Below are 13467 nucleotides of genomic sequence, written 5' to 3'. Positions count from 1 at the left end.
CGATCCGTAGAGTCGCGTCTCAAAGGAGACAACTCAGATGGTCGACGTACTCGTGATCGGCGGCGGCAATGCCGCGCTCTGCGCCGCGCTGATGGCGCGCGAAGGAGGCGCTTCGGTGCTGCTGCTCGAATCGGCCCCGCGCGAATGGCGCGGCGGCAACTCGCAGCACACCCGCAATCTGCGTTGCATGCACGACGCGCCGCAGGACGTGCTGATCGGCGCCTATCCCGAAGAGGAATACTGGCAGGACCTGCTGAAGGTGACCGGCGGCATCACCGACGAGGCGCTGGCGCGGCTCGTGATCCGCGCGTCGTCGACCTGTCGTCCGTGGATGCAGGCGCATGGCGTGCGCTTTCAGCCGCCGCTGTCCGGCGCGCTGCACGTCGCGCGCACCAACGCCTTCTTCATGGGCGGCGGCAAGGCGCTCGTGAACGCCTATTACCGCAGCGCCGAAGCGCTCGGCGTGCAGATCCGCTACGACACGCCGGTGGACGCGATCGAGCTCGACGGCGCGCGCTTCGTCGCCGCGCGCAGCGGCGCGCAACGCTTCGAGGCACGCAGCTGCGTGCTCGCGGCAGGCGGCTTCGAATCCAATCGCGCATGGTTGCGCGAAGCGTGGGGACAAGACGAGCGCGGCGAGTGGCCCGCCGACAACTTCCTGATCCGCGGCACGCGCTTCAATCAGGGCGTGCTGCTGCGCTACATGATCGACGCCGGCGCGGACGCGATCGGCGATCCGTCGCAATCGCATTGCGTCGCGATCGACGCCCGCGCGCCGCTGTACGACGGCGGCATCTGCACGCGCATCGACTGCGTGTCGCTGGGTGTCGTCGTCAACCGCGACGCAGAGCGCTTCTATGACGAAGGGGAAGACTTCTGGCCGAAGCGCTATGCGATCTGGGGCCGGCTCGTCGCGCGGCAGCCGGGCCAGATCGCCTACTCGATCATCGACGCAAAGGCGCTCGGACGCTTCATGCCGCCGGTGTTTCCCGGCGTCCGGGCCGATTCGCTGCCGGAACTCGCGCGCGGCCTGAAGCTGCCCGAGCACGCGTTCGTCGCCACGCTGAACGCCTACAACGCGGCCTGCCGCGGCGGCACCTTCGACCACACGACGCTCGACGACTGCCGCACCGAAGGGCTCACGCCGGCGAAAACCCACTGGGCGCGCCCGCTCGACACGCCGCCGTTCTTCGGCTACGCGCTGCGACCGGGCATCACGTTCACGTACCTGGGGCTCAAGGTCAACGAGCGCGCACAAGTCCATTTCGGCGGGCGACCGAGCGACAACCTGTTCGTCGCGGGCGAAATGATGGCCGGCAACGTGCTCGGCAAGGGCTATACGGCCGGCGTCGGCATGTCGATCGGCACCGCGTTCGGACGTATCGCCGGCACTCAGGCGGCGAAGGCCGCGCAATCGACTGGAGTTCAACGTGCAGAATCTTGAAGAACGCATCCACGACGCGCCGCCGGCCGCGCGCGTCGCTCGCACCGAGCGCGCCGAACCCGCCGCGCACGCCGCCGGCCGGCCGGTCATTCGCCTGCAGCCCGTCATCGACAACGAAGCCGAAGTCGCGCGGCAGATGAGCATCTGCAATGCGTGCCGCTATTGCGAGGGATTCTGCGCGGTCTTCCCCGCCATGACGCGCCGGATGGCGTTCGCCAAGGCGGACGTCAACTACCTCGCGAACCTGTGCCACAACTGCGGCGCGTGCTATCACGCATGCCAGTACGCGCCGCCGCACGCGTTCGCCGTCAACGTGCCGAAGGCGATGGCGCAGGTCCGCTTCGATACCTACGTCGAGTACGCGTGGCCGGCGCCGATGGGCAAGCTCTATCAGCGCAACGGACTCACCATCGCGCTCGCGCTCGCCGTCGGGCTCGCGCTGTTCCTGATACTCGGCGCCGCGCTGAACGGGTCGCTGCTGAGCGGCGCGGCGCACGGCAACTTCTATGCGGTGTTTCCGCACAACCTGCTGGCGGCGATGTTCGGCAGCGTGTTCGGCCTCGCGATGCTCGCGCTCGGCAACGGCGTGAAACGGTTCTGGCGCGACGTGTCGGCCGGCACGGCGAGCGTCCCGGCCGTGGCGGAAGCGGCGCAGCACGCGCTCGCGCTGACCTATCTCGGCGGCGGCCACGGCGACGGCTGCAACGAGGCGGACGATGCGTTCACGCTCGCGCGACGCCGCTTCCATCACTTCACGTTCTACGGCTTCATGCTGTGCTTCGCGGCCACCGTGACGGCCACCTTCTATCACTACGCGCTGAACCTGCATGCGCCGTATGCGTTCGCGAGCGTCCCCGTGCTGCTCGGGACGGCGGGCGGAATCGGCCTGCTGATCGGCCCGGCCGGCCTGCTCTGGCTCAACCTGCGGCGCGACCCGGCGCGGACCGATCCGAAGCAGCGCCCGATGGATCGCGGCTTCATCGCGCTGCTGATGCTCGTGAGCGCTTCGGGGCTGGCGCTGCTCGCGTGGCGTGACAGCGGCGCGATGGCGTGCCTGCTTGCCGTCCACCTCGGCATCGTGATGGCGCTGTTCGTCACGTTGCCGTACGGAAAATTCGCGCACGGCGTCTTTCGCTGCGCCGCACTGCTCAAGGCGTCGATCGAGAAGCGGCAGGCCGCGCGCCTGCAACCGAGCCCGGACTGATCCGGGCCATGCGAAGCGGATCGGCATCGCGCCAGATCCGCCCACCACACCATAGGAGACAACTCATGCATCGCTTACCGTCAGACGCGCCGGTTCGCGCCGCCGCCCGCCCGTCGAAGCTCGGCGCGGTCCTGCGCGTGACCAGCGGCAATTTTCTCGAGCAATTCGACTTCTTCCTGTTCGGCTTCTACGCGACCACGATCTCGCGGGTCTTCTTTCCGACGGCGAGCGAATTCGCGTCGCTGCTGCTGACGTTCGCCGTATTCGGCGCCGGCTTCCTGATGCGTCCGCTCGGCGCGATCGTGCTCGGCGCCTACATCGACGAAGTGGGACGGCGCAAAGGCCTGATCGTCACGCTGTCGATCATGGCGAGCGGGACGGTGCTCATCGCATGCGTGCCGGGCTACGCGACGATCGGCGTCGCCGCGCCCGTGCTGGTGCTGCTCGGGCGGCTGCTGCAGGGCTTCTCCGCGGGCGCGGAACTGGGCGGCGTGTCCGTCTATCTGGCGGAAATGGCGACGCCGGGCCACAAGGGCTTCTACACGAGCTGGCAGTCGGCGAGCCAGCAGGTCGCGATCGTCGTCGCGGCGGCCATCGGCTATCTGCTCAATCATCTGCTGACGAGCCAGGAGATCGGCGCATGGGGCTGGCGCATTCCGTTCTTCATCGGTTGCGCGATCGTGCCGGCGATCTTCCTGCTGCGCCGCTCGCTGCAGGAAACCGCAGAGTTCAACGCGCGCACCCACCGGCCGCGGGCGCGCGAAGTCTTCGCGACGATGCTGAAGAACTGGCGGACGGTGTTCGCCGGCATGCTGCTCGTCGCAATGACCACGACCACGTTCTACCTGATCACGGTCTACACGCCGACGTTCGGCAAGGCGGTTCTCAAGCTCTCCACCGCCGACAGCCTGATCGTCACGTTGTGCGTCGGCCTGTCGAATTTCGTGTGGCTGCCGGTCGGCGGCGCGCTGTCGGACCGCATCGGCCGCAAGCCGATTCTCGTCGCCGTGACGGTCCTGGCGATCGCGACGTCGTACCCGGCGCTCGCGTGGCTCGCCGGCGCACCGAGCTTCGGCCGCATGCTGGCCGTGCTGTTGTGGCTGTCGTTCTTCTTCGGCATGTACAACGGCGCGATGGTCGCCGCACTCACCGAGATCATGCCCGCCAACGTTCGGGTGGCCGGCTTCTCGCTGGCGTTCAGCCTCGCCACCGCGGTGTTCGGCGGCTTCACGCCCGCGGTGTCGACCTATCTGATCGAGCTGACCGGCGACAAGGCGGCGCCCGGCTACTGGCTCAGTTTCGCCGCGTGCTGCGGGCTGTGCGCGACGCTTGCGCTGTATCGCAGCGGAGGCGCCGCCGAACGCGCCGCTTCGCCTGCATGATGTTGGTCGGGCGGCGGTGCGCCGGGAATACGGCAGGTCGCCCGCCGCGCCGCATGCGACCACGCAGTACTACCGCTCGGCCGGCGGCACCAGGATGCTGCGCGGAATCGACAGGATCAGCACGCAGCTGATCAACAGGCACGCGCCGAGCGCATAGGTGCCGTTGTTGATGTTGCCGGTCATTTCCTTTGCGATGCCGGTGATCATCGAGCCCGTGAAGCCGGACAGGTTGCCCACCGAATTGATCAGCGCGATGCCGGCGGCCGCCGCCGTGCCCGACAGGATCTGGCCGGGGAACGTCCAGTAGATCGGCATCAGCGCGAGGATCGCGCATGTCGCGATGGTCAGGAACACGATCGACAGCGCCACGTTCTGCGCGCACGCGGCGCTCGCGATCAGGCCGACGCCGCCGATCAACGCGGGAATCGCCGCATGCAGCCGGCGCTCGCCGGTCTTGCGCGAGTGCGATGCGTTCCACAGCATCGCGAAAATGGCCGTCAGATACGGAATCGCGGTGAGCAGCCCGATATGCAGCGGGCTGCGCACGCCGGACGCGCGGATGATCGACGGCAGCCAGAACGCCAGCCCGTAGAAGCCGGTGTTGAACGAGAGCAGGATGAAGGTCAGCAGCCACACGCGCGGGCTGCGCAGCGCGACGCCGACGCGGTGCGACTTGTGCGCGGCCTCGCGTTCGAGGTTGCGCGCGAGCAGCGCCTTCTCGTCGGCGGACAGCCATTTCGCCGACTGCGGACCGTCGCCGAGGAATGCCAGCACGACGAACGCGACCACGATCGACGGCAGGCCCTCGAGCAGCAGCATCCACTGCCAGCCGCTCATACCCGACAGCCCGTGCGTCTGCTCCATCAGCCAGCCGGACACCACGCTGCCGAGCGTCAGGCTCAGCGGAATCGCGACCAGGAAGCCCGACATCGCGACGCTCTGGCGACGCGCCGGGAACCAGTAGTTCATGTACAGGATGACGCCCGGGAAAAAGCCGGCTTCGCACAGGCCGAGCAGGAAGCGCAGCGCGTAGAACATCGTCGACGTCTGCACGTGGAAGAACTGCGCGAGCGGCACGATGAACGCCATCGACGACGACACGATGCCCCACGTGATCATGATCCGCGCGATCCAGAAGCGCGCGCCGTAGCGATGCAGCAGCAGGTTGCTGGGCATCTCGAACAGGAAATAGCCCCAGAAGAAGATGCTGGCGCCGAGCGCATAGACGCCGTCGCTCAGGCTCAGGTCGTCGAGCATCTGCAGCTTCGCGAAGCCCACGTTGACGCGGTCCAGATACGCGACGACGTAGCACAGCAGCAGCAAGGGCAGGATGCGCCGCATCACCCTGCGATAGACGGCGTCTTCGGACAAGTCGGCCGCGGCCGGCGCAGCCGCGGTCTGTGTGATGGTTGGCATCCGTTCGTCTCCTGATTGTGTAGGTCTTCTTCGCATCGGCACGCTCGCCGGGCCGGCGATGTTACCGATAACATCCTGCGGCAAAAAAATCCGCCGACGGGGCGACGGATGCCACCGGCGCTCTGATACCGGTAACGCCCAGCAACGTAGCACGCCGGGACCGGCCAGTTCAAGCGCCGGCCGCCGAGTGGTTTCCCTAGTACGCGCGCGGCGGCAACGGGCGCGCGGGCGCCGCTCGGCACGCGATCCGGCACCGGTATGATGTAGCCTTCACATGCTTCTTCCGCACGCAATTCCGATGCCCAGTCCCACCGCCGTCCGGCCCGCCGGGCCGCCCCGCATGTCCGACGTAGCGCGCCTGGCCGGCGTATCGAAGATGACCGTGTCGCGCGTGCTCGCCGGCCACAGCGTGGCCGCCGACACGCGCGAACGGGTGTGCCGCGCCATCGACCAGCTCGGCTACGTCGCCGATGCCGCGGCCGGCGCGCTATCGTCTGGCCGTTCGGAATTCGTCGCGGTGCTGGTGCCGTCGCTGTCGAGCTCCAACTTCTCGGACACCGTGCGCGGCCTCACCGATGCGCTCGAACCGCACGGGCTGCAACTGCTGCTCGGCGATACCGACTACGACCTCGAACGCGAAGAACGGCTGGTGCGCTCGATGCTGCGCCACCAGCCGCGCTGCGTCGCGCTGACCGGCGCGCAGCACACCGACGCGACGCGCAAGCTGCTGGCGCGCTCGGCTATTCCGGTGGTCGAGATGTGGGATCTGCCCACGCGCCCGATCGACACCGCGGTCGGGTTCTCGAACGTGCGCGCGGCGCGCGCGATGGTGCGGCATCTGGCCGAGCGTGGCTATCGGCGCATCGGCTTTCTCGGCGGCGCGAGCGAACTGGACCGCCGCGGCCTGGACCGGCTCAAGGGCTATCAGGCCGAAATCAAGGCGCTCGCACTGGGCGAACCGCGCGTCGTGCGGCTCGGCGATTCGCCGATCACGATGAGCCACGGCGGCCCCGCGATGGCCGCGCTGCTGGACAAATGGCCGGACACCGATGCGGTGATGTGCGTGAGCGACATGTCGGCGTTCGGCGCGATCATGGAGTGTCACCGGCGCGGGCTGGCCGTGCCGGCCGACATCGCCGTGGCCGGCTTCGGCAACTTCGAAGTGGCGACCTGCTGCCATCCGACCATCACGACGGTGTCGGTCGATGCGTACGGCATCGGCCTGCACACGGGCGAGGCGCTGCTGGCCGCGCTGCACGCGCGCGACGGCGGCGAGCCGCTCGAATCGCGCAGCATCCGGATCGACTACACGATCGTCGCGCGCGAAAGCGCGTGACGCGCTGACCGCCGCGGCGCGCCGGCAGCCCGCCGCCCGGCCGCCGTCGGTCGACACGAGCGCGCCGCCGGCCCGCTCCGCCGCGCGCGAACGCGCGACGCCCTGCCACGAACGCCCCGCCGCCTTCCGCGCAAATTCCCTTCCGCAACGCAAAACCACCGTGCTAACATCCGCTCGATGTTACCGGTAACTATCCGGCACGCACAACGCACGACTGTCCCGCACGACAGTCCTATTCGGAGACAGCCTCGCCATGGCAAACACCCCACGCCGCCTGCGCAGCCAGGAGTGGTTCGACGATCCCGCGCATGCGGACATGACGGCGCTCTATGTCGAGCGCTTCATGAACTACGGGTTGACGCGCGACGAGCTGCAGTCGGGTCGCCCGATCATCGGCATCGCGCAGACCGGCAGCGACCTCGCACCGTGCAACCGCCACCATCTCGAACTGGCCGAGCGCGTGCGCGCCGGCATTCGCGACGCGGGCGGCATTCCGATGGAGTTCCCGGTGCACCCGCTCGCCGAGCAGAGCCGCCGCCCCACCGCCGCGCTCGACCGCAACCTCGCTTACCTGGGGCTGGTGGAAGTGCTGCACGGCTTTCCGCTGGACGGCGTGGTGCTGACCACCGGCTGCGACAAGACCACCCCCGCCTGCCTGATGGCCGCGGCCACCGTCGACATGCCGGCCATCGTACTGTCGGGCGGGCCGATGCTCGACGGCTGGCACGACGGCAAGCGCGTCGGCTCGGGCACGGTGATCTGGCACGCGCGCAACCTGCTCGCGGCAGGCGAGATCGACTACGAAGGATTCATGGCGCTGACCACCGCGGCGTCGCCGTCGATCGGGCACTGCAACACGATGGGCACCGCGCTGTCGATGAACAGCCTCGCCGAGGCGCTCGGCATGTCGCTGCCGGGCTGCGCGAGCATTCCGGCCGCCTACCGCGAGCGCGGCCAGATGGCCTACGCGACCGGCAAGCGCGCGGTCGAGCTGGTGCGCGACGACGTGCGTCCGTCGCAGATCATGACGCGCGCCGCGTTCGAGAACGCGATCGTCGTCGCGTCCGCGCTCGGTGCGTCGACCAACTGCCCGCCGCACCTGATCGCGATCGCGCGCCACATGGGCGTCGAGCTGAGCCTCGACGACTGGCAGCGCTTCGGCGAAGCCGTGCCGCTGCTCGTCAACTGCATGCCGGCCGGCGAATATCTCGGCGAGAGCTTCCATCGCGCCGGCGGCGTGCCCGCGGTGCTGCGCCAGCTCGATGCGGCCGGCCTGCTCCGGCGCGATTGCATGACGGTGTCCGGCCGGCCGATCGGCGCGATCGCCGATGCCGCGCCGCCCGCCGATCGCGACGTGATCCGCACGCCCGATGCGCCGCTCAAGCACGGCGCGGGCTTCATCGTGCTGTCGGGCAACTTCTTCGACAGCGCGATCATGAAGATGTCGGTGGTGGGCGACGCGTTCCGTCAGACCTACCTCGCCGAGCCGGGCGCCGAAAACACCTTCGACGCACGCGCGATCGTGTTCGACGGCCCCGAGGACTACCGCGCGCGCATCGACGATCCGCAGCTGAACATCGACGAGCGCTGCATCCTGGTGATCCGCGGCTGCGGCACGGTCGGCTACCCGGGCAGCGCGGAGGTCGTCAACATGGCGCCGCCCGCGGCGCTGGTGAAGCGCGGCGTGACGTCGCTGCCGTGCATGGGCGACGGACGCCAGAGCGGCACGTCGGCCAGCCCGTCGATCCTGAACATGTCGCCGGAAGCGGCGGTGGGCGGCGGCCTCGCGCTGCTGCGCACCGACGACCGCATCCGCGTCGACCTGAACCGCCGGACCGTCGACGTGCTCGTCGACGAAGCGGAACTCGCGCGGCGCCGCGAAACCGCGACGTTCGCCGCGCCGCCGGCGCAAACGCCGTGGCAGGAGCTGTATCGCCGCTTCGTGGGCCAGCTGTCCACCGGCGGCTGCCTCGAGCCAGCCACGCTGTATCTGAAGGTGATCGAACGGCACGGCAATCCGCGCCATTCGCATTGATCCAACGTCCCACGACTCCAGCCGAGCTCATCATGCGTACTCTTTCCGTCTCCGACTGCCTGCCGCACGATCTCGCGCAGGCGCTGCTGATCGGCCGCGTATGGCGGCACGACGGCGTCCACGCGGGCCCGAGCGTCGTCGCCGTGCGCGGCGGCGAACTGATCGACATCACGCGCACCGTGCCGACCACCGCGGACCTGTTCGACCGCGCCGACGCCGCCGACCTCGCCCGCAGCGCGCCTGGCGAATCGCTCGGCCGCGTCGAGCCGCTGCTGCAGGCCGCGCTCGACGGCACGCCTGGCGCGTCCGGCGCGGCGCAGCTGCTCGCGCCGTGCGACGTGCAGGCCATCAAGGCCTGCGGCGTCACGTTCGCCGTCAGCCTGATCGAGCGCGTGATCGAGGAACAGGCCGGCGGCGATCCGGCGCGCGCGCGCGAGGTGCGCGAAGCGATCACCGCGACGCTCGGCACCGACCTGTCGAAAATCGTGCCCGGCTCGGACGCCGCGCTGCGCCTGAAGGCGGAACTCGAGCGGCGCGGCGCGTGGTCGCAATACATGGAGGTCGGCATCGGCCCCGACGCCGAGGTGTTCTCCAAGGCGCAGCCGATGTCGGCGGTCGGTTTCGGCGCGGACGTCGGCTTGCTGCCGGCATCGGTATGGAACAACCCGGAACCGGAGATCGTGCTGGCCGTCGCCAGCGACGGCCGGCCGGTCGGCGCGACGCTCGGCAACGACGTCAACCTGCGCGACATCGAAGGCCGCTCGGCGCTGCTGCTCGGCAAATGCAAGGACAACAACGGCTCGTGCGCGATCGGCCCGTTCGTGCGGCTGTTCGCCGACGGCTTCACGCTCGACGGCGTGCGGCAGGCCAGCGTGTCGCTGCGCGTCGAAGGCGCCGATGACGGTTTCGTGCTCGACGGCATCAGCCACATGCGCGAGATCAGCCGCGACCCGACCGATCTCGTCGCCCAGACCTGCGGCGCGCATCACCAGTACCCGGACGGCTTCATGCTGTTCCTCGGCACGATGTTCTCGCCGATCCAGGATCGCGACGCGCCTGGCGCCGGCTTTACGCACCACCTCGGCGACCGCGTGACGATCGCGACGCCCGCGCTCGGCGCGCTCGTGAACACCGTGCGGCTGTGCACGGAGATCGCGCCATGGAGCTTCGGCGTGCGCGCGCTGTATGCGAACCTCGCGGCGCGCGGCCTGCTCTGCGCGTGAGGCTGCCTGCCGCGCAGCGTCATGCCGCGGCTACGCTGCGCGCTCGCCGCTCACGCGCGGCGACCGCAGTGTGCGCGGCACCAGGTTCGTCACCAGCAGCGCGCCGAGCATCAGCAGCATCGCAACCACCGCCAGCCCCGCATACGGCGCACCGGTGCGCGTGAACAGCACGCCGACGAGCCACGAACTGAACGCGCCGCCGAGCGAGCCGAGCATGCTGATCGCCGCGATGCCCGCCGCCGCGGCGCGGCCGGTGAGCTGCGCCGCCGGAATCGTCCAGAACACGATCGGCACGGTGAACGCGCACAGCTGCGCGACGGCCAGCAGCGTCACGGTCATCCAGACGTGCCCGGCCGCGAACCGCAGGAGCAGCAGGCTGCACGCGGTGACGAGCATGCACGCGACCGTATGCCAGCGCCGCTCGCCGTGCCGGTCCGAACTCCACGCGATCGCGACGTTGCCGATCATCGTGAAGACCGAAATCAGCCCGGACAGCCAGCCGACGCCGGACACGGTCGCCACCCCGGACGCCTTCAACACCGACGGCGACCAGAACGTCACCGCGCCCATCCCGACGTATACGCAGAAATAGATCGCCGCGAGCCCGAGCACGCGCCCGTTGCGGAGAACGTCGAGCACGCCGGCCCCGTCGTACCCGACGACGGCAGCGGCCCGCTCGGCCTGCAGGTCGCGCGACAGCGCGTGCCGGTCCGCGGCCGACAGCCACGCCGCCTGTTCCGGCCGGTCGCTCAGCATCAGCGGCGCGATCAGGCCCAGCGCGATGGCCGGCAGACCTTCGATCAGAAACAGCCACTGCCAGCCGCGCAACCCGAGCGCGTCCTGCAGGTGCGCCATGATCCAGCCGGACAGCGGCCCGCCGATCATCCCGGCCACCGGCACGGCGAGCAGCAGCACGCTGTTCACGCGCGCACGCACGGCATCCGGAAACCAGTACGACAGATACAGGATGAGGCCCGGAAAGAAGCCGGCCTCGGCCGCGCCGAGCAGAAAGCGCACGACGTACAGCGACACGCTGCCCGTCACGAACATCTGCGCGATCGTGCACAGCCCCCACAGCACCATGATGCGCATCAGCGTCCGGCTCGCGCCGATCCGCGCCAGCACCAGATTGCTCGGCACCTCGAACGCCGCGTAACTGATGAAAAAGATGGCCGTCGCGGCACCGAACGCGGCCTCGCTCAGGCCGAGGTCCTGCAGGAACTGCAGCTTGGCGAAGCCGATGTTCACGCGGTCGATGAAGTTGACCACGTAGCAGACGAACAGAAACGGAATCACGCGCAGCGCGACCCGGCGGTACAGGAACGCAGAGGATGACTCGGACATCGACGGCTCCCGGAAGATGAACGTCGCTCGCGGCAGCCGCTCGCCGCCGCATGGCAGGGGGCGAGGCCGTCGTCCTGGCGTCCGGACGGCTGCCCCGATGAAGCCGCGCCCCGGCATGCCGAAACGCGTCGAGCGAACGGGCACCAATGCCAGGCCGCATGAACGGATTATATGAATCCCGTAATTTGGTACTAATAGGTGGTTTACATGAGATTCAATCCGCACCTCATTCATCAATGTCCCGGAATCGGGAATCTGGCTTCAGTCATCAACCAAGCCGGCGAGACGAGCAGCTTGCTTCACGCCGCCTACGGCCCGCGCGCGGCGGCGGAGCACGGGCGACACGAGATTCGGGCCGGCGGCGCTCTGCCCGGCGCCCGGTAACGGGTGGGGCCCCGAGGCGGTCGGCGCGGAGAACGGCGCGATTTGCCGTCCGCGCGCGTCTACCCCCACTCGAAGGCGACGCCTTCCGCCCTGTCTTCGATCCGCGCTCTCGCCCGTCGCGGCGGCGCCAGCACTACCCGGCGACACCATGCGTAAACCCGCTCTCGACATTAAATTGAATCCCCTATAATGGGATTCACCGACACGACGTGGACGATTGCGGCAGCCAGCACCCGCGGTCGGTCCCGTTTCCAGGGGTCGCTTCACTTCATTACGGTCCCCGCAGACCGCGTCACCCCGCGGTTTTTTTCTGGATATGATCGTCTGCACGACCGGTCCCGTGACCGGCCGCCTTCAGCGCAACGCCGCGGCGGGCCGCGCATTGCGCGATTCCCGTGACCCGCGACGGGCAGCATGAGCCGGCTTCGGCCGGCATTGAATTTGAGATGGGGCGCCTCAGCGACACCATGAACCTGCATGCCGAATCCCGCTGCTTCTCGGACGTCTTCCTCCATTCGCAGGCCATCGTGAACTGGTCGCAGCACTACGACCAGATCAGTCCGGGCATCGCCACGACGACGCTGCGCCAGGTCGCCGGCCAGCGCTTTCACGTGTTCCGCGAACGGATCAACCAGCGTGTCATGCAGCACGGCCTCGCGCCGCGCGGCCGCCTCTGCTTCGCGCTGCCGATCGCGAACACGGCCGCACCGATCGTGCAGGGGCGCACCGTCGCGCGTCCGAGCCTGCTCACGCTGCGCGGCGGCGAAGAGTTCGTCGCGCATCTTCCGTGCGACACCGAAGTGCTCGCCTTCACGATCGATCGCACGCTCACGGCCGATCACGCGCTCGACGAACTGGCGAACCTGCCCGCGCGCGTCCTCCGGCAACCGGTGCTGCCGATCTCGCCGGTGCGCTACCGCACGGCGCTGGACGGCCTCGAGCGCGTGCTCTGCCAGGCGCTCGACCACGGTTCGCTCACGGCCCGCGACGCGTTCGACGAACGCGTGCTCGCCCATAACGTGGTCGGCATCCTGCTCGACCTCGTACAGTCGGACGAAGCGGATGCGGGCGCGCTGCCGTCGGCGTCGACGCAAAGCTACATCGTGCGGCGCAGCCAGGAAATCGCACTGGAATGCGACGACGTGCCGACGGTGATCGATCTCTGCCATCACCTCCGAATCAGCCGCCGCACGCTGCAATACAGCTTTCAGAACGTCGTCGGCACCACGCCGACCGCCTACCTGCGCTCGATCCGGCTCAACGCGGTGCGCCGCTTCCTGATGACGACACCCGAGACGATGCGGATCGGCGACGCGGCGGCGCAATTCGGCTTTTGTCATTTCGGGCGCTTCTCCGCGTACTACCAGCAACATTTCCACGAGCTGCCGTCGCACACGCCGCGCCTGAGCTGAACCGTCGCGCCGCCGCGCGCCGTATCCGGGTAATTCCCTGCCGCACGGCGCGCGCGGATTGCCGATAGCGGACAACGTCCCGGATTTCGGCACCCTAAATTCTGGCGTCGGCCCGTTCGCACGCATGCACCAGATGCGTGACAGGGCGGCCGTCGAAGCACACACCTGTGTCGTCGCCGCACGGCAGCACCCGTTGCCGGATCGTCAGGATGGTCCCGCGGCGCACGGACATTGATCAGGCATGCCGTGGTCGCTTCCTGACGGACGATCCGGCCAGCGGGACTACT

9 protein-coding genes are annotated in these 13467 nt (G+C 68.9%); 7 read left to right on the top strand and 2 right to left on the bottom strand.

Annotation, left to right across the window (positions count from 1 at the left end; translation table 11 throughout):
* Positions 1-37: 37 nt before the first annotated feature.
* The 3 genes from tcuA (at position 38) to MYA_RS24630 (ending at position 4030) form a co-directional block, all read left to right on the top strand.
* A complete protein-coding gene (tcuA, locus tag MYA_RS24640; RefSeq protein WP_014725563.1) occupies positions 38-1444 on the top strand; it encodes an FAD-dependent tricarballylate dehydrogenase TcuA in 1407 nt (468 codons plus the stop codon).
* The gene (gene tcuB, locus MYA_RS24635) at positions 1431-2648 is read left to right on the top strand and encodes a tricarballylate utilization 4Fe-4S protein TcuB (protein ID WP_014725562.1); all 1218 of its coding nucleotides are present in this window, start codon (positions 1431-1433) and stop codon (positions 2646-2648) included. The genes tcuA and tcuB overlap by 14 nt, the downstream gene beginning before the upstream one ends.
* Positions 2649-2713: 65 nt before the next feature.
* Positions 2714-4030 (top strand): MFS transporter, encoded by a 1317-nt coding sequence (locus MYA_RS24630; RefSeq protein WP_014725561.1) that lies wholly within the window; start codon positions 2714-2716, stop codon positions 4028-4030.
* A gap of 69 nt (positions 4031-4099) precedes the next feature.
* Here MYA_RS24630 and MYA_RS24625 read toward each other — a convergent pair whose 3' ends face one another.
* Positions 4100-5446 carry an MFS transporter gene (locus tag MYA_RS24625; RefSeq protein ID WP_014725560.1) on the bottom strand — a complete coding sequence of 449 codons (1347 nt, stop codon included), beginning with the start codon at positions 5444-5446 and terminating at the stop codon, positions 4100-4102.
* Between the two features lie 298 nt (positions 5447-5744).
* Between MYA_RS24625 and MYA_RS24620 the strand changes: the two genes are divergently transcribed.
* The 3 genes from MYA_RS24620 to MYA_RS24610 all read left to right on the top strand — a co-directional run bounded on the left by MYA_RS24620 (position 5745) and on the right by MYA_RS24610 (position 10040).
* Positions 5745-6782, top strand: coding sequence for a LacI family DNA-binding transcriptional regulator (locus MYA_RS24620; protein ID WP_043292734.1), 1038 nt, complete (start codon positions 5745-5747; stop codon positions 6780-6782).
* 253 nt (positions 6783-7035) lie between these two features.
* A complete protein-coding gene (locus MYA_RS24615; protein WP_011879750.1) occupies positions 7036-8817 on the top strand; it encodes an IlvD/Edd family dehydratase in 1782 nt (593 codons plus the stop codon).
* A gap of 32 nt (positions 8818-8849) precedes the next feature.
* Positions 8850-10040 carry a fumarylacetoacetate hydrolase family protein gene (locus MYA_RS24610; protein WP_014725558.1) on the top strand — a complete coding sequence of 397 codons (1191 nt, stop codon included), beginning with the start codon at positions 8850-8852 and terminating at the stop codon, positions 10038-10040.
* 30 nt (positions 10041-10070) lie between these two features.
* Here the strand turns inward: MYA_RS24610 and MYA_RS24605 are convergent, their stop codons facing one another.
* Positions 10071-11384, bottom strand: a complete 1314-nt coding sequence (locus MYA_RS24605) for an MFS transporter (RefSeq protein WP_041494340.1) — start codon at positions 11382-11384, stop codon at positions 10071-10073.
* An 830-nt stretch (positions 11385-12214) separates the two neighbouring features.
* Here MYA_RS24605 and MYA_RS24600 point away from each other — a divergent pair.
* Positions 12215-13180, top strand: coding sequence for a helix-turn-helix domain-containing protein (locus MYA_RS24600; protein WP_014725556.1), 966 nt, complete (start codon positions 12215-12217; stop codon positions 13178-13180).
* The last annotated feature ends 287 nt before the right edge of the window (positions 13181-13467 follow it).

Source organism: Burkholderia sp. KJ006, from assembly GCF_000262695.1.
In the GTDB taxonomy this organism is placed as follows: Bacteria; Pseudomonadota; Gammaproteobacteria; order Burkholderiales; family Burkholderiaceae; genus Burkholderia; species Burkholderia vietnamiensis.
This window is presented reverse-complemented; position numbering and strand designations above follow the sequence as displayed.

Coding starts and splice junctions, on each gene's coding strand:
- tcuA (WP_014725563.1), top strand. CDS start 38: ATGGTCGACGTACTCGTGATCGGCGGCGGCAATGCCGCGCTCTGCGCC.
- MYA_RS24630 (WP_014725561.1), top strand. CDS start 2,714: ATGCATCGCTTACCGTCAGACGCGCCGGTTCGCGCCGCCGCCCGCCCG.
- MYA_RS24625 (WP_014725560.1), bottom strand. CDS start 5,446: ATGCCAACCATCACACAGACCGCGGCTGCGCCGGCCGCGGCCGACTTG.
- MYA_RS24620 (WP_043292734.1), top strand. CDS start 5,745: ATGCCCAGTCCCACCGCCGTCCGGCCCGCCGGGCCGCCCCGCATGTCC.
- MYA_RS24615 (WP_011879750.1), top strand. CDS start 7,036: ATGGCAAACACCCCACGCCGCCTGCGCAGCCAGGAGTGGTTCGACGAT.
- MYA_RS24610 (WP_014725558.1), top strand. CDS start 8,850: ATGCGTACTCTTTCCGTCTCCGACTGCCTGCCGCACGATCTCGCGCAG.
- MYA_RS24605 (WP_041494340.1), bottom strand. CDS start 11,384: ATGTCCGAGTCATCCTCTGCGTTCCTGTACCGCCGGGTCGCGCTGCGC.
- MYA_RS24600 (WP_014725556.1), top strand. CDS start 12,215: ATGGGGCGCCTCAGCGACACCATGAACCTGCATGCCGAATCCCGCTGC.